Genomic DNA, 23,989 nt, shown 5'->3' on the forward strand with positions numbered 1-23,989 from the left:
ATGATCCGCACCGTCGCCACCAAACCCTATCCCGACCAGAAACCCGGCACCTCCGGGCTGCGCAAGAAAGTCCCGGTGTTCCAGCAGGAGCACTATGTCGAGAACTTCATCCAGTCGATCTTCGACGCGCTGGATGGATTCGATGGCAAAACCCTGGTGATCGGCGGCGACGGCCGCTTTTATAACCGCGAGGTCATCCAGAAGGCCATCGCCATGGCCGCGGCAAACGGCTTCGGCAAGGTGATGGTGGGGCAGCGCGGCATCTTGTCGACGCCGGCCGCTTCGCATGTAATCCGCAAATACAAAACCTTCGGCGGCATCATCTTGTCGGCCAGCCACAATCCGGGTGGCCCACATGAGGATTTCGGGATCAAGTACAATGCCGGCAACGGCGGCCCGGCGCCGGAAAAGCTGACCGATGCGATCTTCGAAAAAACCAGGGCGATTTCAAGCTTCAAGATCGCCGATATCGGGCCGGTCGACATCGACACGATCGGGACGGTCAAGGCGGCTGACATGACCGTCGAAATCATCGATCCGGTTGCCGACTATGCCGATCTGATGGAAAGCCTGTTCGATTTCGAGGCCTTGCGGGCGCTGTTCAAATCGGGCTTCCGCATGCGCTTCGATGCCATGCATGCGGTGACCGGCCCCTACGCCAAGGAGATCCTCGAAAACCGGCTCGGCGCGCCGAACGGCACCGCCCGCAATTTCATTCCGCTGCCGGATTTCGGCGGCCACCATCCCGATCCCAATCTGGTGCATGCAAAACACCTCTACGACGAGATGATGGGGCCGAATGCGCCAGACTTTGGCGCCGCCTCCGATGGCGATGGCGACCGCAACCTGATCATCGGCAAGGGCATTTTCATCACCCCGTCGGATTCGCTGGCGATGCTCGCCGCCAACGCCCATCTGGCGCCGGGCTACAAGGCCGGGCTGAAAGGTATCGCGCGTTCAATGCCGACCAGCGGTGCTGCCGACCGTGTCGCCGAAAAGCTCGGCATCGGCATCTACGAGACGCCGACCGGCTGGAAGTTTTTCGGCAATCTGCTCGATGCGGGCATGGCAACGATCTGCGGCGAGGAGAGTGCGGGGACCGGCTCTAACCATGTCCGCGAAAAGGACGGCCTGTGGGCCGTGCTTTTGTGGCTCAACATCCTTGCCGTGCGCGGCGAAACCGCCAGTGAGATCGTCACCCAGCATTGGGCAGCCTACGGCCGCAATTACTATTCGCGGCACGATTACGAGGAGGTCGAGACCGACCGTGCCAATGCGCTCGTCGACGAACTGCGCGCCAAGCTCGGCTCGCTGCCTGGCACCAGCGTGCGCGGCATGACGATCGCCAGCGCCGATGATTTCGCCTATCACGATCCGGTCGACGGCTCGGTCAGCAAGAACCAGGGCATCAGGGTGTTGTTCGAAGGTGGCTCACGCGTCGTCTTCCGCCTGTCCGGCACCGGCACCTCGGGCGCGACACTGCGGCTTTATGTCGAGCGCTACGAGCCGGACAACAGCCGCCACGATCTCGACACCCAGGAGGCGCTTGCCGACCTGATCGCGGCGGCCGACGACATCGCCGGGATTCGCAGCCATACCGGTCGCGCCAAGCCGAGCGTGATTACGTGACTTTGGTTGACAGTCGGCCGTCTGAGTTCGGCCTGCGTTGCGAGGCTCCCCCTTCTCCCCTTGCGGGAGAAGGTGGCCGAGCGAAGCTCGGTCGGATGAGGGGTGTTCCAGCTTGGCGCACACCTTTGCTCAAATCGCCCATACCTCGTTTCTTCCAGCACCCCTCGTCCGTCTCGGCGCTGCGCGCCGATCCACCTTCTCCCACAAGGGGAGAAGGAGACGCCGTATGAGCCAACTCGGCGCAACCACCACCAAAGAAGGCATCCGCTTCGCCGCATGGTCCTCGTTGGCTCGGCACATCTGGGTCTCGATTTTCGACGAACACGGCAACCGCGAGATCGACCGGCTTGAACTCCGGCCAGAGGGCGACGGCGTCCACGCACTTTTTGTTGCCGGTCTCACCGCCCGCACCCGATATGGATTCCGCGCCGACGGCGACTACGCGCCGGAACACGGTCTCTGGTTCGATCCCGACAAGCTGCTGGCCGATCCCTATGCCGTCGAGATCGACAGGCCCTATGCCTATGATGGCCGACTGGCCGCGCGGCGGGGCGAGGGGGTCGATACCGCGCCGCTGATGCCGAAGGCGATTGCCGGCGCCTTGCCGGAACCCTGGCCCGCCTTGCTGCCGCTGTTTCGGCCCGGCGGCCTAATCTACGAAGTGCCGGTACGCGCCTTCACAAAGCTGCATAAGGACATCCCCGAGAAACAGCGCGGCACCATTGCAGCTCTCGCTCACCCCCTTGTTGTAGAGCATCTGCAAAAACTCGGTGTTGCAGCCGTTGAGTTGATGCCAGTGACGGCATCGATCGACGAACGGCATTTGCCGCCGCTCGGGCTGCGCAACGCCTGGGGTTATAATCCCGTGACCTTCATGGCGCTCGATCCGCGACTGGCGCCCGGCGGTCTGGCCGAGTTGCGCGGAACGGTCGCCGCGCTGCGCGAGGCCGGCATCGGCACCATTCTCGACCTGGTGTTCAATCACACCGGCGAAAGCGACCGGCTCGGCCCGACATTGTCGCTGCGCGGCCTAGACAGCCGCGCCTACTACCGGCACGAGGCCGACGGCGCTCTGGTCAATGACACCGGAACCGGCAATACGGTGGCCTGCGACCATCCGGTCGTCCGGGACATGGTCCTCGACACGCTTCGCCACTTTGTCCAGCGGGCTGGTGTCGACGGATTCCGCTTCGACCTGGCGCCGATCCTCGGCCGCGGCGACGGCGTTTTCGACGCCGATGCGCCGCTGCTGAACGCCATTCGCAACGACCCTGTTCTTGGCGACCGGGTGCTGATCGCCGAGCCTTGGGATGTCGGACCGGATGGCTATCAGCTCGGCAATTTTCCGCCGCCCTTCCTAGAATGGAACGACAGATACCGTGACGATATCCGCCGCTTCTGGCGCGGCGACGGCGGCATGATCGGTGCGCTGGCGACGCGGCTTGCCGGTTCGTCCGACGTCTTTTCCAAAGCAGGCCAGACAACGAGCCGAAGCCTCAATTTCATCGCTGCGCATGACGGCATGACGCTGGCCGATATCGTTGCCTACGAGCACAAGCATAACGAGGCCAACGGCGAACAGAACCGCGATGGTCACGATGACAACCTGTCCTGGAACAATGGGGTCGAGGGTCAGACGGACGACCAGTCAATCGTTACGGCCCGTTTCGATGACCGGTGCGCGCTGCTGGCGACGCTCTTTGCCTCGCGCGGCACGATCATGCTGACGGCCGGAGACGAATTCGGCCGCACGCAGCGCGGCAACAACAACGCTTACGCGCAGGACAATGACATTACCTGGCTCGACTGGTCCGGGCGCGACCGGGCGCTGGAGCGGTACACGGCTCTGCTCGCCAGGATGCGTCGTGCCGCGCCGGCGCTTTCGGACACCAGCTTCCTGACCGGAGAGCTGCCAGCCGGCTCGCAAATACCTGACGTCGCCTGGCTGACGGAAACCGGCGTGCCGCTCGATGAAGCAGCCTGGCACGACCCTGGGCGACATCGGCTGGTCATGGTGCTCGGTAGCAATGAGGACGGTCGCCTTGCGGTGGTCATCAATGGCGACCGCCGAGCCTGCGTGTTCACGCTGCCGGAACGGGCGGGTTTTCATTGGCGCCCAGCCATCGAAACGGACACTGGCGACATCTCACGGCCGGTGCCTGGGCGAACGGTCATGTTCATGATTGAACACTGGGCCGGGCAGGAGCGCGCAGGGGGAAGCTATGATGGCTGACAATGCCGAATGGTGGCGCGGCTGCGTCATCTACCAGATTTACCCGCGCTCCTTCCAGGACACGACAGGCGACGGCAGCGGCGATCTCAGCGGCGTCACCTCGAGGCTGGCCCATGTCGCATCGCTCGGGGTCGACGCAGTGTGGCTGTCGCCTTTCTTCAAGTCGCCAATGGCCGATATGGGCTACGACGTTTCGGATTACTGCGCCGTCGATCCGATGTTCGGCACATCAGAGGACTTCGACGCGCTGGTTGCCGAGGCACACCGGCTCGGCCTGAAGGTGATCATCGACCAGGTCCTGTCGCACTCATCGGATCGGCACGAATGGTTCGTCGAAAGCCGCACGAGCCGCGACAACCCCAAGGCCGACTGGTACGTCTGGGCCGATGCGAAGCCCGACGGCACCGCCCCCAATAATTGGCTGTCGCTCTTCGGCGGACCCGCCTGGGAGTGGGATGCGACGCGCAGGCAATATTACCTGCACAATTTCCTCGCCTCGCAGCCGGACCTGAATTTCCACAACCCGCAGGTGCAGGACGCCTTGCTGGAAACGGTGCGGTTCTGGCTCGAGCGCGGCGTCGACGGTTTCCGGCTGGATACGGTCAACTATTACGTCCACGACCGCTGGCTGCGCAGCAACCCGCCTTTGGCGGAAAGCGTCGCCGGCTCCAATACGGCAACCAGCCCCTATCTCTATCAGGAGCATCTGTTCGACAAGAGCCAGCCGGAAAACCTTACTTTTCTCAAGCGCTTCCGGGCCTTGCTTGACGAGTATGAAGGCCGCGTCGCTGTCGGCGAGATTGGCGACGAAACTCGTTCCTTGCAGACACTCGCCGCCTATACCGGCGGTGGCGACAAGCTCCAAATGTCCTACACGTTCGATCTGCTCGGCCCGCAATTCTCGGCGTCGCATGTGCGTGGCTGTGTCGAGGCCTTCGAGAGTAAGGTGTTCGACGGCTGGGTTTGCTGGGCGTTCTCCAACCACGATGTCGTGCGCCACGTCAGTCGATGGACAAGGCCGGGCGGCGATCCGGACAGGGTGGCGAAATTCTCGATCGTGCTGCTTTCCTGCTTGCGCGGATCGATCTGCCTTTACCAGGGCGAAGAACTCGGGCTGGAGGAGGCCGAACTGGCGTTCGAGGATTTGCGCGATCCCTTCGGCATCCGCTTCTGGCCGGCAATCAAGGGGCGGGACGGGTGCCGAACGCCGATGGTCTGGGAGGCTGTCGCCGACAATGCCGGCTTTTCAACCGGCAAGCCGTGGCTTCCGGTCCCGGCAAGCCATCGCGCCCGGGCGGTCGACGTCCAGAATGGCGAGCAAACCTCCGTCCTGGCGAGCTACCGGGCGATGCTGGCCTTGCGCAAGCAGCATCCGGCGCTGGTTCGAGGCTCGATCCGGTTCCTCGATGCCGAAGGCGACGTCCTTGCTTTCATTCGCGAAGGCGGTGACGAAAAGCTGCTGTGTGTCTTCAATTTCGCCGACGAGCCGGCCGGCTGGCAATTGCCACCGGATCTGGAAGCGATTGAGCCGAGAGATCTTGGCGGTGCTGCCGGCGTCTTGCAGGAAAGAACTCTGTCGCTGCCGCCGCTGGGCTGCTTCTTCGGCCAGATCGGCTGAGCTCTATTTCATCATCTCATTGAACAAGCACGGAGCGCCCGCAAGTCGCGCCGACAACCCGCACATCGGCCTCGCCGACATGCACGCCGACCGCCGCAAGCACGTTGTAGACCAGTGCGTCGACCGGCGCCGTCACGCCGTTCAGAACCGTTACCACCGCCGGCTTAACCGTTCCGAGCAGGGCCGTCACGTCCAGCCCGAGGCCCAGTGCATTGACGGAGAGCGAGAGGCCGCTGACCAGCGATGTCGTGAGCGATTGCGTCAGGTTTTTTGTGGCGACAGTTTTTATCGTCTTGTTGGCGATATCGGTGCTGTCGAAGGTCAATGTGGTCGGATCGTTGTTGGTGATGGCAAGTGATGAAGAACCCTTCACATCGAGCAGATTGAGGGTAAGCAGCAGAAGCTTCACGCTTACCTGGGCAATCGTGGCATCGGAGAACGATTGCGGATTGCTGAAATCGGCGAAGGCCGATGGATTGTTGTCGGCGTCGCTGGCGGCTAGGTGCAACGAGGCCACGCCAGGCTGCGCGGCGATCGACACCTTGATGCTATCCGGCCGGCCAGTCGGGCAGCTGATGTCAGTCAGCTTGGCTTCCGCATAGGCGACTTCGACATGCAGAGGCAGATTGACGGACAGCAGACTGATGCCGCCGCCGAGATTGGAATTGCCGATGCCGACTGTGGTGACCAGCTTGATTCGTGTCTGCGCGGTGCGCACCACGGTGCCTTTTTCACCTACGGCCAGCCAGGGTGAATATTGCAACGGTTCACCGATGGCGATGGCGAGCGTAGTGGAGGTAAGTCCCGGAATAGTGGCGCCGAGATCCACCTGGACCTGGTTTGAGCCATTGGCCAGCGAGGCGGCGGCACCCAGCATGCCCATCGCGCTTGCGTCGACGGAAAAGCCGGGAGACTTTTGCCCGAGGCCGAGCTTACCGATCGGGCCAAGATCGATAAGATGACTGAGGGGTATCTTGACCGTGTTCGTGGCCCTTGACGCGATCGTCTGCAGCACAAGTTTGCTGGCGCTGCCCGACCCGGACGCATTGGCCATGGCGGTCGCGATCTGGCCTACCGTCGCTTTTGACGCCAGCACGTCGGAATAGCTGACACCTGTCAGTTGCAACTGTACGGCAAGGGCATCGACGAACGAAAGCACGTTGACGTCGGCCGAGATCAGCGCGTTGTAGTCCATGACGCTGAGCGAGATGTTGCCGCCCAGCAACTTGCTTAGAAGCGCGTTAAGGATGCCGCCATTGACGCTGAGGAGCCTTGACCCGACCGAGAACATCGCTTGCGGGGTCACGCTGGCAATGGCTTCGGTGCCGATAACCGGAGTAGGGATGAGCGAACTGGCGAAATACCGGGCGGGGATTTTGTGCAGAGTGACGCGAACGGCGTTGTACGGCGTTTTACCGGCTTCGAAGCGCTTGTCGACACCAACGGAGGAAGCCGCTGAGTATCGACCGCCGGTGACGGACACGACGGTTTTCCCAGCCGTGGGGACGATTGTCTGACCTGGCTTTTGAACAATGATGCCGGGCATTCGGTTGTCACTGAGCGTGGTTACTGCCGCGGCTTCCATATTGTTGATGTTCGACGCCGCGGTGATCGCCGCCAGATCCGTCATCGCCTGGGCTTCCCTGCGCTCCGTGTAGATCGAACCTTCGTCGACGGCGAAGGCCGCAAGCCCCAGGGCGAATGGCGCTATCAGCGCCGTCATGACGGCAAAGTTCGCCTTCTCGTCGCCAACCATCGAGCGAGCGATCCGCCCGATGCCCCTCAGCAAGAACTGCGACATTCAAATGCCTCCAATCCTTATGGTCGACCTGCGTGAGATCGTGGTTTGTGGCATCGCAAGGCTTGGTAACAGGTTCCAGATCGGCAGGTTGCTCGCATCGTACTGGATCGACACGACGAACTGATTTCCATCGGCCGTGCTGTCCGTCGCCTGATATGTCAGCTTGCCGGAATCGACGAACGGGTATCCACTGGCATTGTTTTTGACGAAACTCGCCACCAGCGCTTGGCGCTCGGTTTGGTTCAATCCGGCAATCGCAGTGCGGGCGGCATCGGCGGCGATCTGCTGCAAGGAGTTGCTTGCACCAAAATAGATACCATATGCAACCATTCCGAGCAGGAGCAGGATGAAGACCGGTGAAAGCAGGGCAAATTCGATCGCGGAAGTTCCGGACTCATCTCCAATTTTGCGTAGATTTGTCCTTATTCCACACGTGTTTTTTGCCGCTAATGAGACAGCTTTACTGTCTGTCTTATCCATTGCCCTTGTCCACGGAACTTAAGAGGGATGTGCCGAACCCGACCAAATATGTAACCCGTGGTTGACTAAGAACCAATTAAGACATTCCCGCAAACTGAAATGATCCGCCAGATTATCTCCCACGCACGGGCGTTTTCTGGGCGATGAAACGCAGCCAAGCCCATGGTTCGATCATTGATTGGCCGTTCGCAAGGCGACTATCCGGCGCCTTACTTTGGGTGACCCCGAGAGACTGTTGAAATAAAAAATCTCCACGTTACTGTTTGGCCACCAGCTGCCGGAAAGGGAACCGGCTGCGCGCTCGAAAGGAACCAGCCAATCGGTTTCGGGGCGTCAACGCTTAGAGACGTGGCTGAAGGGCGACGTCTAGGGAGAACTCCATGTTGAAACATGTGCTGAAGGCGACGGTACTCGCCACGACTATGGCCTTGGCCGCCGGTACGTTCTACACGCCGGCTTTCGCCGAGACCGTCTACAACCGCGGAGCCGCCGCCGAAGCGGAGACGCTCGATCCACACAAGACCTCGACGGTCTACGAAGCCGATATCATACGCGACCTGTTCCAGGGCCTCGTCATGCACGACCAGAAGACGAACCTCATTCCGGGTGCCGCCGAAAGCTGGACGGTCTCCGACGACGGCACTGTCTACACCTTCAAGCTGCGCAAGGACGGCCTCTGGTCGGATGGCAGCCCGGTGACGGCGGACGACTTCGTTTATTCGTTCCGTCGGCTGGAAGATCCGGCCACCGCTGCCGAATACGCTTCCATGCTCTATCCCGTGAAGGGTGCCGAGGAAGTCAACACCAAGAAGGGCAAGCCGGAGGATATGGGCGTCAAGGCGATTGACGCAAATACTCTCGAAGTCACGCTCAAGGCGCCAACGCCTTACTTCCTGGAGATGCTGACCCATCAGGCGACCTATCCGGTTAACAAGGCGTCCATCGAAAAGCTTGGCGCCGACTGGATCAAGGCAGGCAAGCTGGTCTCCAACGGGGCCTTTACAGCGGCGGAGTGGATTCCCAACGACCATCTGAAGCTGGTCAAGAATCCGAAATTCTGGGACGCCGCGAGCGTCAAGTTCGACGTGGTCAACTACATCCCGACCGAGGATCGCTCGTCTGCGATGAAGCGGTTCGAGGCCGGCGAACTCGACAGTTACGGTGACCTGCCGACCGAACAACTCGCCGATCTCAAGGCCAAATTCGGCGACCAGGTCCGCGTCGGGCCATATCTCGGCATCTACTATTATGCGATCAAGACCGACAAGGCGCCGTGGGACAATGTCGAACTGCGCAACGCCATCTCTATGGCGATCGATCGCGACTTCCTGGCCGAAAAAGTCTGGCAGAATTCGATGCTGCCCGGCTATTCGATGGTACCTCCGGGCATCGAAGGCTACACGCCGGCACTGGCAAAATACGCCGACATGCCGCAGATCGACCGCGAAGATGAAGCCAAGAAAATCCTGGAGAAGCTCGGCTATACGCCCGAGCATCCGCTGAAGATGCAGATCCGCTACAACACTTCGGAGAACCACAAGAACACCGCTGTCGCCATCCAGGAACAGCTGAAGCCGCTCGGCGTCGAGGTCACGCTGCTCAACACCGACACCAAGACCCACTACTCCTTCCTCGAGCAAAAGGGTGACTATGACGTGGCGCGTGCCGCCTGGATCGCCGACTACAAGGATCCGGAGACCTTTCTCGGCATCTCTCGCAAGGCCAGCGGCAACAACTATTCGGTTTACAACAGTCCGAAATTCGAGGCAGCCATGGACGAGGCGGCCGCCGCGGGCGGCAAGCCCGAAGAGCGTATGAAGAAACTCGCCGAAGCCGAGCGCATCCTCGTCGACGATGTCGGCGAGATACCACTTCTCTACTACAGCTACCACGATATCGTTTCCTCGAAGCTGCATGGCTTCGACGACAATGTGATGGACATCCATCCGTCCCGCTTCATCAGCAAGGACTGATCCCTTAGCTGGGCCGCCGCGCAACTCAATGCGCGGCGGCGCTGGTTTGCCATCGCATCGGCCCGGGAATCGGAATAGATTTTCGGCAATGTCGGTGCGAAGATTTGAAGGCTAGAGCGCAATCGTCCAGCTGGACGCGCGCTCTGGATCAAGCGGGGCACCGATGCTGCGTTACGTATTCCGGCGGCTTCTGACCGCCATTCCGACGCTGTTCGTCATCGTGACCATAGCGTTCTTCCTGATACGTGTCGCGCCGGGCGGCCCGTTCAACCAGGAGCGGGGCCTGAGCCCCGAGATCAGGGCCAATCTCGAAGCCCAGTTCGGCCTCAATGATCCCCTCTGGCTGCAGTACGTCCACTATCTGGGCAATCTTCTGCGCGGCAATTTCGGTCCCAGCTACAACATGCCGGATTTCACCGTCGGCGAGTTGTTCAGGGAAGGCCTGCCGATCTCGATCCAACTCGGCGCTTCGGCACTCGTTCTGGCGTTGCTCCTCGGTAGCGTGCTCGGCACCGTTGCCGCGCTCAACCAGAATAAGCTTGCCGACTATTCGGTGATCGCGCTGGCGACCGCCGGCAGCACCATTCCGACCTTCGTCATCGCCCCGGTAATCCAGCTTGTATTCGGATTGACCTGGAAGCTGCTGCCGATCGGTGGCTGGGGCGATGGAGCCCTCATCAACAAGGTCGGCCCGGTGCTGACGCTCGCTCTGCCGCAGATCGCCATCGTTGCCCGCCTGATGCGCGGCTCGATGATCGAATCGCTGCACTCGCATCACATCCGTACCGCGCGCGCTCTCGGCCTGTCCGACTGGTCAGTCGTCGTCAAGCATGCGCTGCGCGGCGCCATCCTGCCGATCGTCTCCTTTACCGGTCCGGCAGCTGCAGCCCTTCTCACCGGCTCGATCATCGTCGAGACCATCTTCTCTATACCGGGCATCGGCCGCCATTTTGTCGTTGCCGCGCTCAACCGCGACTACACTCTGGTTATGGGGACGGTGGTGGTCATCGCGCTCTTCACTATTGTCTTCAACCTGATCGTCGACGTCCTCTATGGTGTCGTCGATCCGAGGGTGCGCTATGACTGATATCGCAGTTGCCGCACCGGTCGTCGGCCGATCCCTGTGGGGTGACGCCTGGGCGCGCCTCAAGGCCAATCGCGCGGCCATGTTCAGTCTGTATTATCTTGCCTTCATCACCGTCATCAGTGTGTTTGGGCCCTATTTCGTGCCGCACCAGTATACCACCATCTATGCCGACTATGTGCGCACGCCGCCGAGCTTCTCCGCCTATCCGCAGGCCGACATGATCGAAGGCGCTCTCGATGAGGCGATCAGGCGTATGCGCGTCGACATCAAGGATTGGCGGCAGGAGGGCAGCCGTGTGTTCGTTACCGTCAGATCGTCCAAGCCGATCGACGACCGCAACATTCGCTACCTTGATCGTTCCGATACCTTTGATGACACAAAGATCGAGAGCAAATCGCCGGATGGTCTCGAAATGGTGATGAGTGCCTCGATCAAGCAGCAATATTTCCTGTTCGGCACCGACAACACCGGCCGCGATCTGCTATCGCGAACGCTGATGGCCGGGCGCATATCGCTGGCCATCGGATTGCTTGCCGGCATTGTGGCCGTGGTCATCGGCGTGCTCTACGGCGCCACCGCCGGCCTTGCCGGCGGCAGGGTCGACGAGGTGATGATGCGTGTCGTCGACGTGCTCTATTCTTTGCCGTTCATCTTCTTCGTCATCATGCTGGTGGTGTTTTTCGGCAGGAACTTCGTGCTAATGTTCCTGGCCGTCGGCGCGGTGCTGTGGCTCGACATGGCGCGCATCGTGCGCGGACAGGCGCTGTCGATCCGCCGGCAGGAATATGTCCAGGCGGCGGAGGCGATGGGCGTCGGACAGCGTGGCATTTTGCTGCGCCACGTCATCCCCAATTTGCTCGGGCCGGTGGTGATCTACATGACGCTGCTGGTGCCGCAGGTCATTATCCTGGAGAGTTTTTTGTCGTTCCTCGGGCTCGGCGTCCAGGAGCCGATGACCAGCTGGGGCGTGCTGATCTCGGTCGGCGCCCAGAACATCGGCTCGGCCAACTGGCTGCTTCTATTCCCGGCCTTCTTTCTCGTTTCCACGCTGTTCGCGCTGAATTTCGTCGGCGATGGGCTGCGCGACGCGCTCGACCCGAAGGATCGTTGAGAGATGGCTGCCTCCGAAACCATCCTCAGCGTCAAGGACCTTCGGGTCCGCTTCCGCACCCTCGACGGTGTGGTGGAGGCGGTGAAGGGCATCAATATCCACGTCAAATCAGGCGAGACCGTCGCCGTCGTCGGCGAATCCGGTTCCGGCAAGAGCCAGACGATGATGGCGGCGATGAGCCTGCTCGCCTCGAACGGCGAGGCCACCGGCACCGTCGATTATCGCGGCCGCAATCTTTTGACCTTGAGCAAGCCCGAGCTCAACAAGATCCGTGGCCGCAAGATCAGCATGATCTTCCAGGAGCCGATGACTTCGCTCGACCCGCTCTATTCGATCGGCAACCAGTTGATCGAGCCGATCCGCAAGCATCGCGGGCTGGGCGCCGCGGCGGCGCGCGAGGAGGCGCTCAAGCTGCTGCGGCTGGTCCATATTCCCGATCCGGAGCGGCGGATGAAATCCTATCCGCACGAGTTGTCGGGCGGTCAGCGCCAGCGCGTCATGATCGCCATGGCGCTGGCCAACGACCCCGACATACTGATCGCCGACGAGCCGACGACCGCGCTCGACGTCACCATCCAGGCACAGATCCTCATGCTGCTCGCCGAATTGCAGCGCAAGCTCGGCATGGCGATCGTCTTCATCACCCACGATCTCGGCATCGTCCGGCGCTTTGCCGATCGGGTCTATGTGATGCGCTATGGCGAGGTGGTCGAGGAGGGCGATGCGGAAGCGATCTTCGCCAACCCGCAGCACGCCTACACCAAGATGCTACTTGCCGCCGAACCGACCGGCACCAAGGCGCCGCCGCCGCCGAATGCCCCTGTCCTGCTTGAAGGCAGGAACGTCGAGGTGACCTTCAAGATCGGCGGCGGATTTCTTGGCGGCGAGCCGCTGCTGCTGCGCGCTGTCGATCGCATTTCGATACGGCTGAAGCGCAACCAGACGATCGGCATCGTCGGCGAATCCGGCTCGGGAAAATCGACGCTCGGCCGCGCCTTGCTGCGGCTCCTGCCCAGCGACGGCATCATCCGGCTTGGCGACCGCGACATTTCCCACGCCGATCGCCAGGCGATGCGGCCGCTGCGGCGCGAATTACAGCTCGTCTTCCAGGATCCATTTGGCTCGCTGTCGCCACGCATGACCGTCGGCCAGATAATCACCGAGGGGCTGCTGGTCCACGAGCCCAATCTGTCGGGCAGGCAGCGCGATCTCCGCGCGGTCGATGCATTGCTAGAAGTCGGGCTCGACCCGAACACGCGCAACCGCTATCCGCACGAATTCTCCGGCGGCCAGCGGCAGCGCATCGCCATTGCGCGCGCCATGATACTCAAGCCTAAAGTGGTGGTGCTGGACGAGCCGACCTCGGCGCTGGACCGCTCCGTGCAGAAGCAGATCGTCGAATTGCTGCGCAAGCTGCAGGCCGACCACGAGCTGTCCTATCTGTTCATCAGCCACGACCTCGCCGTCGTGCGCGCCATGGCCGACTACATCATCGTCATGAAACAGGGCAAGATCGTCGAGGAGGGACCGGCCGAGGCGATCTTCAGCAATCCGCAGGCAACCTATACACAGACACTGATGGCCGCGGCCATCGATGTCACGCGATTTCGCCTGAGCGCATAGCGCGATTGGTCAGAACTGCGGCGGATAGTGGTTGTGTCGGGAACAAAAACAGCTAAGCCGCTGTTTTTTCTGGTCGGAGTGGCAGGATTTGAACCTGCGACCCCATCGTCCCGAACGATGTGCGCTACCAGGCTGCGCTACACTCCGTGACCAGACCGCGGGCTTATAGCCGCCGCGTTTGGTTACTGCAAGCGTCAATGGAGGCGCTTCTGTCGCATTTCTTTCGCTTTCGCCGCCACGTCATACAGGTTTCAGTTTCCTGTCGCACAAACACGGCTTAAAGGGCTTCTGGGTAACCGTCGCCTTGCCTCGAAGCACCTGATTCAGCAGCCTGGAGTTTGCAGCCTTGTCGATGAAGATCGTTAGCGATGTCAGACCAAACACTTTTGAGTTTGAAACCTCGGCGCTGATCAAGCCGTCCGGGTTTCGCGAATATGATGCGCGCTGGTGGTTCGGCCATCCCGGCTCGAACGAAACGCCGGAACTCAATCTGATCGGCGTCCAGGCGCTCGGCATGGGGCTCGGCACGCTGATCCGTCGCCTGGGTGCCGGGCCCGACATCGTCACCGGTCACGATTTTCGCTCCTATTCGCTTGCCATAAAGCTGGCACTGGTTTCCGGGCTGATGGCGGCCGGCGCACGGGTCAAGGATGTCGGACTGGCCCTGTCGCCGATGGCTTATTTCGCCCAGTTCGCGCTAGACACGCCGTCCGTTGCCATGGTCACTGCCTCGCACAACGAGAATGGCTGGACCGGCGTCAAGATGGGCGCGGCGCGCCCGCTGACTTTTGGTCCGGAGGAGATGAGTGCGTTGAAGGCGATCGTGCTGTCCGGCGATTTCGATCTTGTCGGTGGCGGCTCCTATGACTTCGTTGCGGACTTCCGCAAAACCTACCTTGACGATCTGACAGCGGGAAAGCGTATCTCCAGGAAGCTCAAGGTGGTGGCCGCTTGCGGCAACGGCACCGCCGGGGCTTTCGCTCCCGAGGCACTGGAAAGGATCGGCTGCGAGGTGATCCCGCTCGACGTCGAGCTCGATCATACGTTTCCCAATTACAATCCCAACCCCGAAGACATGCAGATGCTGCACGCCATTCGCGACAAGGTGCTGGAAACGGGCGCCGATGTCGGGCTCGGTTTCGACGGCGACGGCGATCGCTGCGGCGTGGTCGACAATGAGGGCAACGAGATCTTCGCCGACAAGGTCGGTGTCATGCTGGCGCGCGACATTTCGCACCTCTATCCCGGCTCGACTTTCGTCGTCGACGTCAAGTCGACCGGATTGTTCATGACTGACAAGGTGTTGCGGGAAAATGGCGCGGTCACCGACTATTGGAAAACCGGTCACTCCTATATCAAACGGCGCGTCGCCGAACTCGCCGCCGCCGCCGGTTTCGAGAAATCGGGCCATTTCTTCTTCAATCCGCCGATCGGCCGCGGTTATGACGATGGCCTGGTAACGGCCATCGCCATCTGCCAGATGCTGGATCGCAGCCCGCAAAGCAGCATGGCCGACCTCTATCGCGATCTGCCGCTGACCTTCGGCACGCCGACCATGTCGCCACACTGCGCCGACGAGCTCAAATACGGCGTCGTCGAGCGCGTCGTAGGCGATTTTCGCAAGATGAAGAACGACGGCGCGGTCTTCGCCGGCCAGAAGATCGCCGAACTGATCACCGTCAACGGCGTAAGGGTCGTGGCGGAGGACGGCACCTGGGGCCTGGTGCGGGCATCCTCGAACAAGCCGGAGCTTGTCGTGGTGGTCGAAAGCCCGGTATCGTCGGAGCGGCGCCGGCAGATGTTCGAAGCCGTCGATGCCGTGCTGCGCCGCAGCCCCGAAGTCGGCGCCTACAATCAGACCTTTTGAGCACGAGGCTTGTTTTCATGACCGAACGGATCGTCAGTTTTGTGATGAGCGGCGGCGTCGGCTCGCGGCTGTGGCCGCTGTCGCGCGAGGACAATCCCAAGCAGTTCCATGATTTTTCCGGCGACGGCTCGATGCTGGCCAAGACGCTGCGCCGGCTGACCGCGCGGCCGGAGGGCGAAACGCCGGTCTTCCTGATTGCCTCGGAAAGGCACGCCGACCGCGTTCATGCCGATATTGCCGGTCTCGAGCTCTCCGGCGGCGGCCCGCTGTTCGAGCCGACCGGCCGCAACACTGCCGCGGCCGTTGCCTTGGCAAGCCTGCGCACCTTGTCGGAATTCGGCGACAGCCTGGTGCTGGTGGTGCCGTCCGACCACGAGATCGCGACGGCGCAGCAATTCTGGCAGAGCGTCGAAGCCGGCACCGCGGCGGCGCGCGAGGGCAGGCTGGTGGTTTTCGGCATCAAGCCCGCGCAGCCCGAGACCGGCTATGGCTACATCGAGGTGGCCGGCGAGCGGGACGGCATCTGCGACGTCTCGCGTTTCGTCGAAAAACCCGATCTCGCCACGGCGCAGAGCTATCTCGAGGCCGGTAACTTCTATTGGAACACCGGCATCTTCCTGTTTCGCGCCAGCGCCATGCGCGACGCATTCATGGCTTTCCAGCCCGATATCTGGAGCGCCACCGAGGCTGCCTTTCAGGCGGCGACATCAGACCTTTCGGGCCTCTACATGCCTCTGGAGCTCTATGCCGCCATCCCATCGACATCGATCGACTATGCGATCATGGAGCGCGCCAGCGGCATCGCCATGGTGCCGGCGGGCTTTCGCTGGAACGATCTCGGCTCCTGGCAATCGCTGCTCGACGTCGGCCCCTCCGACAGACAGGGCAATGTCATCGTCGGCGATGTTGTCGCCATCGATTGCGAGAACTCCTATATCCGCAGCGATGGTCGCCTCCTGTCGGCCATTGGCCTGAAGGACGTCGCCATCGTGTCGACCGCCGACGCCACTTTCGTCGCGCCGGTGAGCCACAGCCAGAATGTCAAAAAAATAGTCGAGCAGCTCGAAAAGAGCGGTCGCCTTGAGACCAGGTTCACGCCCGCCGACGATCGCGTCATCGAAAGCGGCGCCTGGCAGCGCCGCGTGCACCATTGGCTGTTCGAGGAGACGGTGCCGTTGTGGTCGACGGTCGGCGTCGATGAGCGCCATGGCGGTTTCCACGAAGCGCTCGGCTTCGATGCCGCCCCGCTGATGAAACCCAAACGCATGCGCACGCAGGCCAGGCAGATCTACGCCTTCGCCGTCGCCAAGGCGCGCGGCTGGAACGGCCCGGCCGATCGGCTGATCAGCCACGGCCTCGAATTCATGGCCAGGCACGGACGTACCGACAATGGCGGCTGGGTACGCACCCTCAACATCGACGGCACCGTCGCCGACGGCGCCGAGGATGCTTACGATCATTCCTGCGTGCTCCTGGCGCTGGCGCATGCCCATATGTGCGGCAATCCCGATGCGTTGCGGCTTGGCGAGGAGACCTTTGCGTTCATCGACGCGCATCTCGAGGACGAACGCCTGACCGGCTTCCGCGAGACCTCGAGCGGCGAGGGCGAGCGCCGCTCCAACCCGCACATGCATCTGCTCGAGGCGTTCCTGGCCTGGCATCAGGCGACCGGCGAGCGCGCTCATCTCCGCCGCGCCGCGCGCATCGTCGATCTGTTCCGCAGCCATTTCTTCGACCCGGAAAGCTGGACCCTTGGCGAGTATTTCGACCATGAATGGCGGCCGGCCCCTGGCGAGAAGGGCACCTGGACCGAACCGGGCCATCATTTCGAATGGGCCTCGCTGCTGGTCGACTTCGCCGGTCGCAGCCGCCAGAGCGACTTGACCGGCCTCGCCAGGAAGCTCTACGCGTCGGCGATCGCCAATGGCCTGAACCGCGCCACGGGCCTCGCCTACGGCGCCGTCTCGCGGCAAGGACTGCCGCTCGACCGCGTCTCGCGCAGCTGGCCGCAGGCCGAAGCGATCAAGGCGGCGATCGCGCTGGACGGTTCGGGGGGTCCCGACCTGAAGCCGGAAATCGAGGCGCGGGTCGGCCGGCTGTTCCGCTGGCACATCAATCCGGCACCGCTCGGCCTGTGGATCGACCGCATCGACGAGCGTGGCCGCTCGCTGGCAAACGAGGTGCCGGCCAGCATCTTCTATCATCTCGTCTGCGCGCTGACCCAGTATCTCGACGGCACGGCCCGCAAGGATCAGTACGGGCTGGCGACATCCCCGGTCTCGACATAGACCGACTTCAGCTGCGAATAGAGTGCTAGCGCCGCGAGCGAGTTCTCGCGGCCGATGCCGGACTGCTTGAAGCCGCCGAAGGGGATTTCGACCGGCGTCAGATTGTAGGCGTTGATCCAGCAGGTGCCGGCCTGCAGTTCGGCGATGACACGATGGGCGCGCGCCAGGTCGCGGGTGAACACGCCGGCGGCGAGGCCGAATTCGGTATCGTTGGCGCGCTCGATCACCTCGTCCTCGCTGTCGAACTTCAGCACGCTCATCACCGGCCCGAAAATCTCCTCGCGCGCTATGCGCATCATGTCGGTGACACCGGTGAACACCGTCGGCTCGACGAAGAAGCCACCCTGGAAACCCTGCAGCGAAGGCACATTGCCGCCGCAGGCGAGCACCGCGCCATCCTGCTTGCCGGCCTCGATGTAAGAGACCACCTTGTCGTGCTGCGCCCTCGAGACCAGCGGCCCCATCTGCGTGTCCGGATCGAGCGGATCGCCGATGCGGATTTTCTTCGTCCGTTCGGTCAGCCTCTCGACGAAACGGTCATGGATGCCGCTCTGCACGAAGACCCGCGTGCCGTTGGAGCAGATCTGGCCGGTCGAATAGAAATTGCCGAGCATCGCGCCGCCGATGGCATTTTCGAGGTTGGCATCTTCGAAGACGATCAGCGGCGACTTGCCGCCGAGCTCCATCGTCGCGTGCTTCATCTTCGAGCCGGCGAGCGACAGCACCTTGCGGCCGGTCGGCACCGAGCCGGTCACCGAGACCTTGGCGACGACATCATGTCCGACAAGCCCGGCGCCGACATCGCCGAAACCTTGCACGACATTGAACAGCCCGTCCGGTAGCCCTGCCTCGGTATAGATCTCCGCAAGCGCCAGCGCTGAAAGCGGCGTGTTCTCCGAGGGCTTGAACACCATTGCGTTGCCCATGGCGAGGGCCGGTGCGGACTTCCAGCCGGCGATCTGGATCGGGTAATTCCAGGCGCCGATGCCGACGCAGACGCCGAGCGCCTCGCGCCTGGTATAGGCAAAGGGTCCGCCGAGATCGACGGCCTCGCCATTAAAGGCGGCGACGGCGCCGCCGAAATATTCCAGGCAGTCGGCCGCCGACGGGGCGTCAGCAACCAGCGTCTCCTGGATAGGCTTGCCGGTATCCAGCGTCTCGATGCGCGCCAGATCGGCATTGCGCGCGCGCAGAATGTCGGCGGCACGGCGCAGGATGCGGCCGCGTTCGACCGGCTTCAGCCGCGCCCAGGCCGGTTGTGCTGCACGCGCCGCCTCGATCGCGAGCTCCAGCACGTTCGGCGTCGCCGAGCGCAGCATGGCGATGGCCTCGCCGGTTGCCGGATAGATGACCGGCAGCGCTGCGCCGCGCTCGTCGTCGATATAGCGGCCGTTGACATAATGCGATGCCGTTGGTTGGGCGCGCATGACTGTTCTCCAAATCGTCTTGTCGCGGCATGCGGAATATGCGTCCGCCGGATCATGGCCTATCTGTCCGACACCTGCCAGCGCGGATTAATCCATGGTTCCTGGTTGGAAGGTGGCAGCGGCGTGCGCCCGAGAATGTGGTCGGCGGCCTTCTCGCCAGTCATGATCGACGGCGCGTTGAGATTGCCGTTGGTGACGCGCGGGAAGATCGAGGAATCGGCGACCCGCAGCCCTTCGACGCCAATGACGCGGCATTCCGGATCGACCACGCTCATCGCATCATCGGCACGGCCCATCTTGCAGGTGCCGCAAGGGTGGTAGGCGCTTTCGGCGTGGTCGCGAATGAAGGCGTCGAGCTCCTCATCGGACTGCACATGCGAACCCGGCGACAGTTCCTTGCCGCGGTACGGATCGAAGGCCGCTTGCCCGAAGATTTCGCGGGTCAGCCGGATGCAGTGGCGGAACTCCTTCCAGTCGTCCGGATGCGACATGTAGTTGAAGCGGATCATCGGCTTCGATTTGGGATCGGGCGAGCGCAGCGTGACCGAACCGCGCGACTTCGACCGCATCGGCCCGACATGCGCCTGGAAACCATGCGCCTTGGCCGCCGCCTTGCCGTCATAGCGGACCGCGGCCGGGATGAAGTGATACTGGATATCGGGATAGTCGACGCCAGCGCGCGAGCGCACGAAGGCGGCGGCCTCGAAATGGTTGGTGGCGCCGAGGCCGGATTTGAAGAACAGCCATTGTGCCCCGATCAGCGCCTTCGAGAACGGGTTCAAGACGGAGTTCAGCGTGATCGGCTTTGTCGATTCCTGCTGGATGTAGAGCTCCATATGATCCTGCAGATTGCGGCCGACACCCGGCCGGTCGGCGATCACCGGAATGCCGTTCTCCCTAAGGTGCTGGCCGGGGCCGATGCCGGACAGCATCAGGATCTTGGGCGAGTTGATCGAGGACGCGGCAACGATCACCTCGCGCCGCGCTCTGACCACCTGAATCCGTTTGCGCGCTTCGATCTCGACGCCGGTGGCGCGTTGATTCTCGATGATCACCCGCCGGGCGAAACCCTTGACCAGGATGACATTTTTCCGCCTCAGCGCCGGCCTCAGATAGGCGCTAGCCGCCGACCAGCGACGGCCGCCGCGGATGGTCTGCTCCATCGGCCCAAAGCCCTCCTGCTTCGCGCCATTATAGTCGTCGGTCAGCTCGAAGCCGGCCTGACGGCCTGCCTCGACGAAGGCGCCATAGAGTGGGTTCGTCCTCGAGCCGCGCTGCACAGTCAGCGGGCCGCCATGGCCGCGCCAGCCATCCTCGCCGCCTGCGCTGTCCTCCATGCGCTTGAAATAGGGGAGCACGTCGGCAAACCCCCAGCCGGCCGCGCCCTGTTCGGCCCAGTGGTCGAAGTCGCGGGCATGGCCGCGCACATAGACCATGCCGTTGATCGACGACGAACCGCCGATGACCTTGCCGCGCGGCGTCGCCAGCACGCGGCCACCGAGGTGCGGCTCGGGCTCGCTGGCAAAGCCCCAATCGTAGAGGCTCATATTGAGCGGGATCGACAGCGCCGACGGCATCTGGATCAGCGGCCCAATATCGCTGCCGCCATATTCGATGACGATGACCGAATGCTTGCCGTCCTCCGACAGCCGGTAGGCCATGGCCGAGCCGGCCGAGCCGGAGCCGATAATGACGAAATCCGCTTCAAGCATGGTTCATGCGCGCCCGTGGTTCATATGCGCAATGAAATCGGCCAGCGAGACGTTGCCGCCGGTCGCCACTACGAGAACGGTCTTTCCGGTGACGTCGACCTTGCCGCCGAGCACCGCCGCCAGCGAAGCAGCGCCGGATGGTTCGAGCACCAGCTTCAGCCGCTCGAAGGCGATGCGCATGGCGCGCCGCACCGACGCATCGTCGACGGTGACGCCGCGAACGCCGGCCGCCTTCACCGCTGCGAACGGCGCCTCGCCCGGCCGCCGCGACATCAGCCCGTCGCAGATCGATTTCGGCCCGATCGGCATGGTTTCGATGGCGCCATGCGCCAGCGACGACCCCATGCCGTCAAAACCTTCCGGCTCGACGCCGATGATCTCCGTGGCGGGCGACAGGTAATGGAAGGCCAGCGAAACGCCGCCGATCAGGCCGCCGCCGCCGACTGAGCAGAACAAGAGATCGGCCTCCGCTTGCCTGGCGGCGAGCTGATTGAGTGCCTCCAGCCCGGCACCGGCCTGGCCGGCGACGATCTCCGGATCGTCGAACGGGTGCAGCAGCGCCAGGCCTTCGCTCGCAGCGATCTCGCGCGCCTTGGCGGCGGCGACTTCCTCACGCGCGCGCTCGCCATGGTCAGTCAGCACCACGCGCGCGCCGTAGCCCGATGTGGCGTCGCGCTTAGCGGCCGGAGCGTCGATCGGCATGACGATGGTGACGGGAATGCCAAGCGCCTGGCCTGCCGCCGCTAGCCCCTGCGCAAAATTGCCGGAGGAGTAGGCGACGACGCCCTTTTTGGTTTCGTCAGGCGAGAGCTTCTTCAGCCGCCAGGAGGCGCCGCGCACCTTGAACGATCCGGCCCATTGCAGCGATTCGGCCTTGACGAAGACACGGGCAGCGCCGGTCTCGCGGGCGAGTGCCGCCGATTCCAGCAGCGGCGTGACCTGCGTTGCCTTGGAGGTGACGGCATAGGCCTGCCTGAGATGGTCGAGCGAGGGGACGAGACGGTCTGCCATCATTTGCCTCGCGGAAAGCGCTTCTGCTCTTCGAGCAGGTCGAGGTTCATGTGGTTGCGCATGTAGCGCTCCGATGCCTTCTGCAGCGGCTGGAATTCCCAAGGATAATGGGTGCCGTTGCGCAGCGCCGGGTAGACTACCCAGCGGCGTGCCTGGCTGGCACGCACCGCGGCATCGAACGCCGCCATGTCCCAGCGCGCCCGCACCTTGTCTGTGAAAGCGGCCACCAAAGCCGCATTGGGCGGATCGGCGGCGAGATTGGTCAATTCCCGCGGATCCGATTCAAGATCAAACAGTTGCGGCGGATCGATCTCGCAATGGATGAATTTGTAGCGACCCTCGCGCATCGCCACCATCGGCGCGTTGGAGCCTTCGGCGGCATATTCCATCAGCACCGGCGCGGAGCGTTTCTTTCCGTTCAGCAACGGCAGCAGCGACTGGCCGTCGGTCCACGGGGCAATCGCGCTGATGTCGATGCCGGCGAGGTCGCAAAGCGTCGGCGTCACGTCGAGATTGGAAACCGGCGTCTCGATTAGCCCGGCGTGTATGCTCTTGCCGGCGATCATCAGCGGCACCCGCGCCGAACCTTCGAAAAAGCACATCTTGAACCACAGGCCGCGCTCGCCAAGCATGTCGCCATGGTCCGAGCAGAACAGGATGATCGTATCGTCGAGTATTCGCGTGCGCTCGAGTACCGACAGCAATTCGCCGACCTTGTCGTCGAGATAGGAGATGTTGGCGAAATAGCCGCGCCGTGCGCGGCGTATCTGCTCAGCGGTGATGTCGAACCTGTCATAGTCGCTGGCGCGGTAGAGCCGCTGCGAATGCGGGTCCTGCCTGTCGTAAGGAATGAAGCCGACCTCGGGCTCGAGCGCCGGGCAATCCTGGTAGAGGTCCCAGTAGCGCCGCCGTGCGACGTAAGGATCGTGCGGATGGGTGAAGGAAACCGTCAAGCACCAGGGCCGATGTGCGGCATCGTCGGAGACGCGGGCAAAATCGTAGAGCTTCTGCACCGCATGGAAGGCGACCTCGTCGTCATATTCCAGCTGGTTGGTGATCTCGGCAGTACCGGCGCCGCTGACGGAGCCGAGATTGTGATACCACCAGTCGATGCGCTCGCCGGGTTTGCGATAGTCGGGTGTCCAGCCGAAATCGGCCGGATAGATGTCGGTGGTCAGCCGCTCCTCGAAACCGTGCAACTGGTCCGGCCCGACGAAATGCATCTTGCCGGAGAGGCAGGTGTGATAACCGGCAGCGCGCAGATGATGGGCAAAGGTCGGGATCGAAGACGCGAATTCGGCGGCGTTGTCATAGACACCGGTGCGTGACGGCAACTGGCCGCTCATGAATGCGGCGCGGCCCGGGGCGCAGAGCGGCGAGGCAGTGTAAGTGTTGCAAAACCGCGCCGAACGCGCGGCGAGCGCCTTCAGATGCGGCGCGTGCAGGAAGTCCGCCGGCCCATCCGGGAACAGCGTTCCGTTGAGCTGATCGACCATCACGATCAGGATGTTGGGTCGCTTGGATGTCACTGCTTCTGCCGTCCGCTGAGCTTCGTTTCGAGATAGTCCTCGACCAGTGCGATTGCGGTCGCGGCATCGGGGACGCCGTCCTTCAGCGCGCGCCTGATATAGAGCCCGTCGATCAGCGCCGCCGTCGCTTCGGCGACCCGGTCGGCCTCGCTCCTCGGCAGGATGCCGGTCAGCCCGCTGAGCAGATTGGAATGCAGCCGCCGCGCATAGACCTTGAGCAGCCGACGAAGTGCTGACGACTTCTGCGCCTCGACATAGAAAGCGAGCCAGGCGGCGATCGTTTCGGGCTGGAACTGGACGTCGGAGAAGTTGACCGCGACCACCGCCGAGACGCGCTGGCGCGCCGTGCCGGCCGCGCGAAGTGCACGGCGCGTATCGGCGGTGAGTTCGCTGAGGATGTGGCGCATCGTCGCCAGCAGCAATTCGTCCTTCGCGCCGAAATAATGGTGGGCAAGCGCCGAGGACACGCCGGCGCGCCCGGCGATTTCCGACATCGTCACATCGAGCGAACCACGCTCGCCGATCGCCGAGATCGTTGCGTCGATGAGCGCCCTGCGGCGCAACGGTTCCATTCCGAGTTTCGGCATTCTTGCTCCGGCC

The 23,989-nt window shown here is 62.8% G+C and carries 16 protein-coding genes and 1 tRNA gene; 9 read left to right on the forward strand and 8 right to left on the reverse strand.

The features are described from left to right. The 3 genes from NKJ35_RS11800 to bglA all read left to right on the forward strand — a co-directional run bounded on the left by NKJ35_RS11800 (position 1) and on the right by bglA (position 5,480). Entirely contained in the window at positions 1-1,629 is a 1,629-nt protein-coding gene (locus NKJ35_RS11800; RefSeq protein WP_352647155.1) for an alpha-D-glucose phosphate-specific phosphoglucomutase, read from the forward strand. A gap of 226 nt (positions 1,630-1,855) precedes the next feature. After that, the gene (gene glgX / locus NKJ35_RS11805) at positions 1,856-3,862 is read left to right on the forward strand and encodes a glycogen debranching protein GlgX (RefSeq protein ID WP_352647157.1); all 2,007 of its coding nucleotides are present in this window, start codon (positions 1,856-1,858) and stop codon (positions 3,860-3,862) included. Beyond that, positions 3,852-5,480, forward strand: a complete 1,629-nt coding sequence (bglA, locus tag NKJ35_RS11810; protein WP_352647159.1) for a beta-galactosidase BglA — start codon at positions 3,852-3,854, stop codon at positions 5,478-5,480. The genes glgX and bglA overlap by 11 nt, the downstream gene beginning before the upstream one ends. Before the next feature lie 16 nt (positions 5,481-5,496). Here the strand turns inward: bglA and NKJ35_RS11815 are convergent, their stop codons facing one another. Together NKJ35_RS11815 and NKJ35_RS11820 are read right to left on the reverse strand one after the other, a co-directional pair. Further along, positions 5,497-7,236, reverse strand: a complete 1,740-nt coding sequence (locus NKJ35_RS11815; protein WP_352647408.1) for a pilus assembly protein TadG-related protein — start codon at positions 7,234-7,236, stop codon at positions 5,497-5,499. 45 nt (positions 7,237-7,281) lie between these two features. After that, on the reverse strand, positions 7,282-7,761 hold the full coding sequence (locus NKJ35_RS11820; protein ID WP_352647161.1) for a TadE family protein: 480 nt from the start codon (positions 7,759-7,761) through the stop codon (positions 7,282-7,284). Positions 7,762-8,141: 380 nt separating this feature from the next. Between NKJ35_RS11820 and NKJ35_RS11825 the strand changes: the two genes are divergently transcribed. From NKJ35_RS11825 to NKJ35_RS11840, 4 genes are all read left to right on the forward strand, one after another. Beyond that, the gene (locus tag NKJ35_RS11825) at positions 8,142-9,734 is read left to right on the forward strand and encodes a peptide ABC transporter substrate-binding protein (RefSeq protein WP_352479492.1); all 1,593 of its coding nucleotides are present in this window, start codon (positions 8,142-8,144) and stop codon (positions 9,732-9,734) included. 163 nt (positions 9,735-9,897) lie between these two features. Then, the gene (locus NKJ35_RS11830; protein WP_352479493.1) at positions 9,898-10,821 is read left to right on the forward strand and encodes an ABC transporter permease subunit; all 924 of its coding nucleotides are present in this window, start codon (positions 9,898-9,900) and stop codon (positions 10,819-10,821) included. Beyond that, a complete protein-coding gene (locus NKJ35_RS11835; RefSeq protein ID WP_254819905.1) occupies positions 10,814-11,932 on the forward strand; it encodes an ABC transporter permease in 1,119 nt (372 codons plus the stop codon). The genes NKJ35_RS11830 and NKJ35_RS11835 overlap by 8 nt, the downstream gene beginning before the upstream one ends. Positions 11,933-11,935: 3 nt before the next feature. Further along, positions 11,936-13,555, forward strand: coding sequence for an ABC transporter ATP-binding protein (locus NKJ35_RS11840; protein ID WP_352647163.1), 1,620 nt, complete (start codon positions 11,936-11,938; stop codon positions 13,553-13,555). A 70-nt stretch (positions 13,556-13,625) separates the two neighbouring features. Here the strand turns inward: NKJ35_RS11840 and NKJ35_RS11845 are convergent. Next, positions 13,626-13,702 (reverse strand) — tRNA-Pro (locus NKJ35_RS11845). A 205-nt stretch (positions 13,703-13,907) separates the two neighbouring features. Between NKJ35_RS11845 and NKJ35_RS11850 the strand changes: the two genes are divergently transcribed. After that, entirely contained in the window at positions 13,908-15,422 is a 1,515-nt protein-coding gene (locus tag NKJ35_RS11850; RefSeq protein WP_502904635.1) for a phosphomannomutase/phosphoglucomutase, read from the forward strand. Between the two features lie 17 nt (positions 15,423-15,439). Next, on the forward strand, positions 15,440-17,710 hold the full coding sequence (locus tag NKJ35_RS11855; RefSeq protein ID WP_352647167.1) for an AGE family epimerase/isomerase: 2,271 nt from the start codon (positions 15,440-15,442) through the stop codon (positions 17,708-17,710). Here NKJ35_RS11855 and betB read toward each other — a convergent pair. Genes betB through betI form a run of 5 tightly spaced genes read right to left on the reverse strand, consistent with a single transcriptional unit; the run spans position 17,674 to position 23,976 of the window. Then, positions 17,674-19,137, reverse strand: a complete 1,464-nt coding sequence (gene betB / locus NKJ35_RS11860) for a betaine-aldehyde dehydrogenase (RefSeq protein ID WP_352647169.1) — start codon at positions 19,135-19,137, stop codon at positions 17,674-17,676. The genes NKJ35_RS11855 and betB overlap by 37 nt on opposite strands. 59 nt (positions 19,138-19,196) lie before the next feature. Further along, positions 19,197-20,849 carry a choline dehydrogenase gene (betA, locus tag NKJ35_RS11865; protein WP_352647171.1) on the reverse strand — a complete coding sequence of 551 codons (1,653 nt, stop codon included), beginning with the start codon at positions 20,847-20,849 and terminating at the stop codon, positions 19,197-19,199. 3 nt (positions 20,850-20,852) lie between these two features. Next, entirely contained in the window at positions 20,853-21,860 is a 1,008-nt protein-coding gene (locus NKJ35_RS11870; protein WP_502904632.1) for a threonine/serine dehydratase family protein, read from the reverse strand. Continuing rightward, the gene (betC, locus tag NKJ35_RS11875; RefSeq protein WP_352647176.1) at positions 21,860-23,389 is read right to left on the reverse strand and encodes a choline-sulfatase; all 1,530 of its coding nucleotides are present in this window, start codon (positions 23,387-23,389) and stop codon (positions 21,860-21,862) included. The genes NKJ35_RS11870 and betC overlap by 1 nt, the downstream gene beginning before the upstream one ends. Next, positions 23,386-23,976 carry a choline-binding transcriptional repressor BetI gene (betI, locus tag NKJ35_RS11880; protein WP_352479501.1) on the reverse strand — a complete coding sequence of 197 codons (591 nt, stop codon included), beginning with the start codon at positions 23,974-23,976 and terminating at the stop codon, positions 23,386-23,388. Before betI ends, betC begins: the two co-directional genes overlap by 4 nt. Positions 23,977-23,989: the final 13 nt, after the last annotated feature.

It is taken from the genome of Mesorhizobium sp. M0136 (assembly GCF_040322515.1).
In the GTDB taxonomy this organism is placed as follows: Bacteria; Pseudomonadota; Alphaproteobacteria; order Rhizobiales; family Rhizobiaceae; genus Mesorhizobium.

What these genes read in the sequence shown, in the direction of transcription:
- NKJ35_RS11830 (WP_352479493.1), top strand. Translation starts at nt 9,898, where the DNA reads ATGCTGCGTTACGTATTCCGGCGGCTTCTGACCGCCATTCCGACGCTG.
- NKJ35_RS11840 (WP_352647163.1), top strand. Translation starts at nt 11,936, where the DNA reads ATGGCTGCCTCCGAAACCATCCTCAGCGTCAAGGACCTTCGGGTCCGC.
- NKJ35_RS11870 (WP_502904632.1), bottom strand. Translation starts at nt 21,860, where the DNA reads ATGGCAGACCGTCTCGTCCCCTCGCTCGACCATCTCAGGCAGGCCTAT.
- NKJ35_RS11825 (WP_352479492.1), top strand. Translation starts at nt 8,142, where the DNA reads ATGTTGAAACATGTGCTGAAGGCGACGGTACTCGCCACGACTATGGCC.
- glgX (WP_352647157.1), top strand. Translation starts at nt 1,856, where the DNA reads ATGAGCCAACTCGGCGCAACCACCACCAAAGAAGGCATCCGCTTCGCC.
- betB (WP_352647169.1), bottom strand. Translation starts at nt 19,137, where the DNA reads ATGCGCGCCCAACCAACGGCATCGCATTATGTCAACGGCCGCTATATC.
- bglA (WP_352647159.1), top strand. Translation starts at nt 3,852, where the DNA reads ATGATGGCTGACAATGCCGAATGGTGGCGCGGCTGCGTCATCTACCAG.
- NKJ35_RS11800 (WP_352647155.1), top strand. Translation starts at nt 1, where the DNA reads ATGATCCGCACCGTCGCCACCAAACCCTATCCCGACCAGAAACCCGGC.
- NKJ35_RS11815 (WP_352647408.1), bottom strand. Translation starts at nt 7,236, where the DNA reads ATGGTTGGCGACGAGAAGGCGAACTTTGCCGTCATGACGGCGCTGATA.
- NKJ35_RS11820 (WP_352647161.1), bottom strand. Translation starts at nt 7,761, where the DNA reads ATGGATAAGACAGACAGTAAAGCTGTCTCATTAGCGGCAAAAAACACG.
- betA (WP_352647171.1), bottom strand. Translation starts at nt 20,849, where the DNA reads ATGCTTGAAGCGGATTTCGTCATTATCGGCTCCGGCTCGGCCGGCTCG.
- NKJ35_RS11855 (WP_352647167.1), top strand. Translation starts at nt 15,440, where the DNA reads ATGACCGAACGGATCGTCAGTTTTGTGATGAGCGGCGGCGTCGGCTCG.
- betI (WP_352479501.1), bottom strand. Translation starts at nt 23,976, where the DNA reads ATGCCGAAACTCGGAATGGAACCGTTGCGCCGCAGGGCGCTCATCGAC.
- NKJ35_RS11850 (WP_502904635.1), top strand. Translation starts at nt 13,908, where the DNA reads ATGAAGATCGTTAGCGATGTCAGACCAAACACTTTTGAGTTTGAAACC.
- NKJ35_RS11835 (WP_254819905.1), top strand. Translation starts at nt 10,814, where the DNA reads ATGACTGATATCGCAGTTGCCGCACCGGTCGTCGGCCGATCCCTGTGG.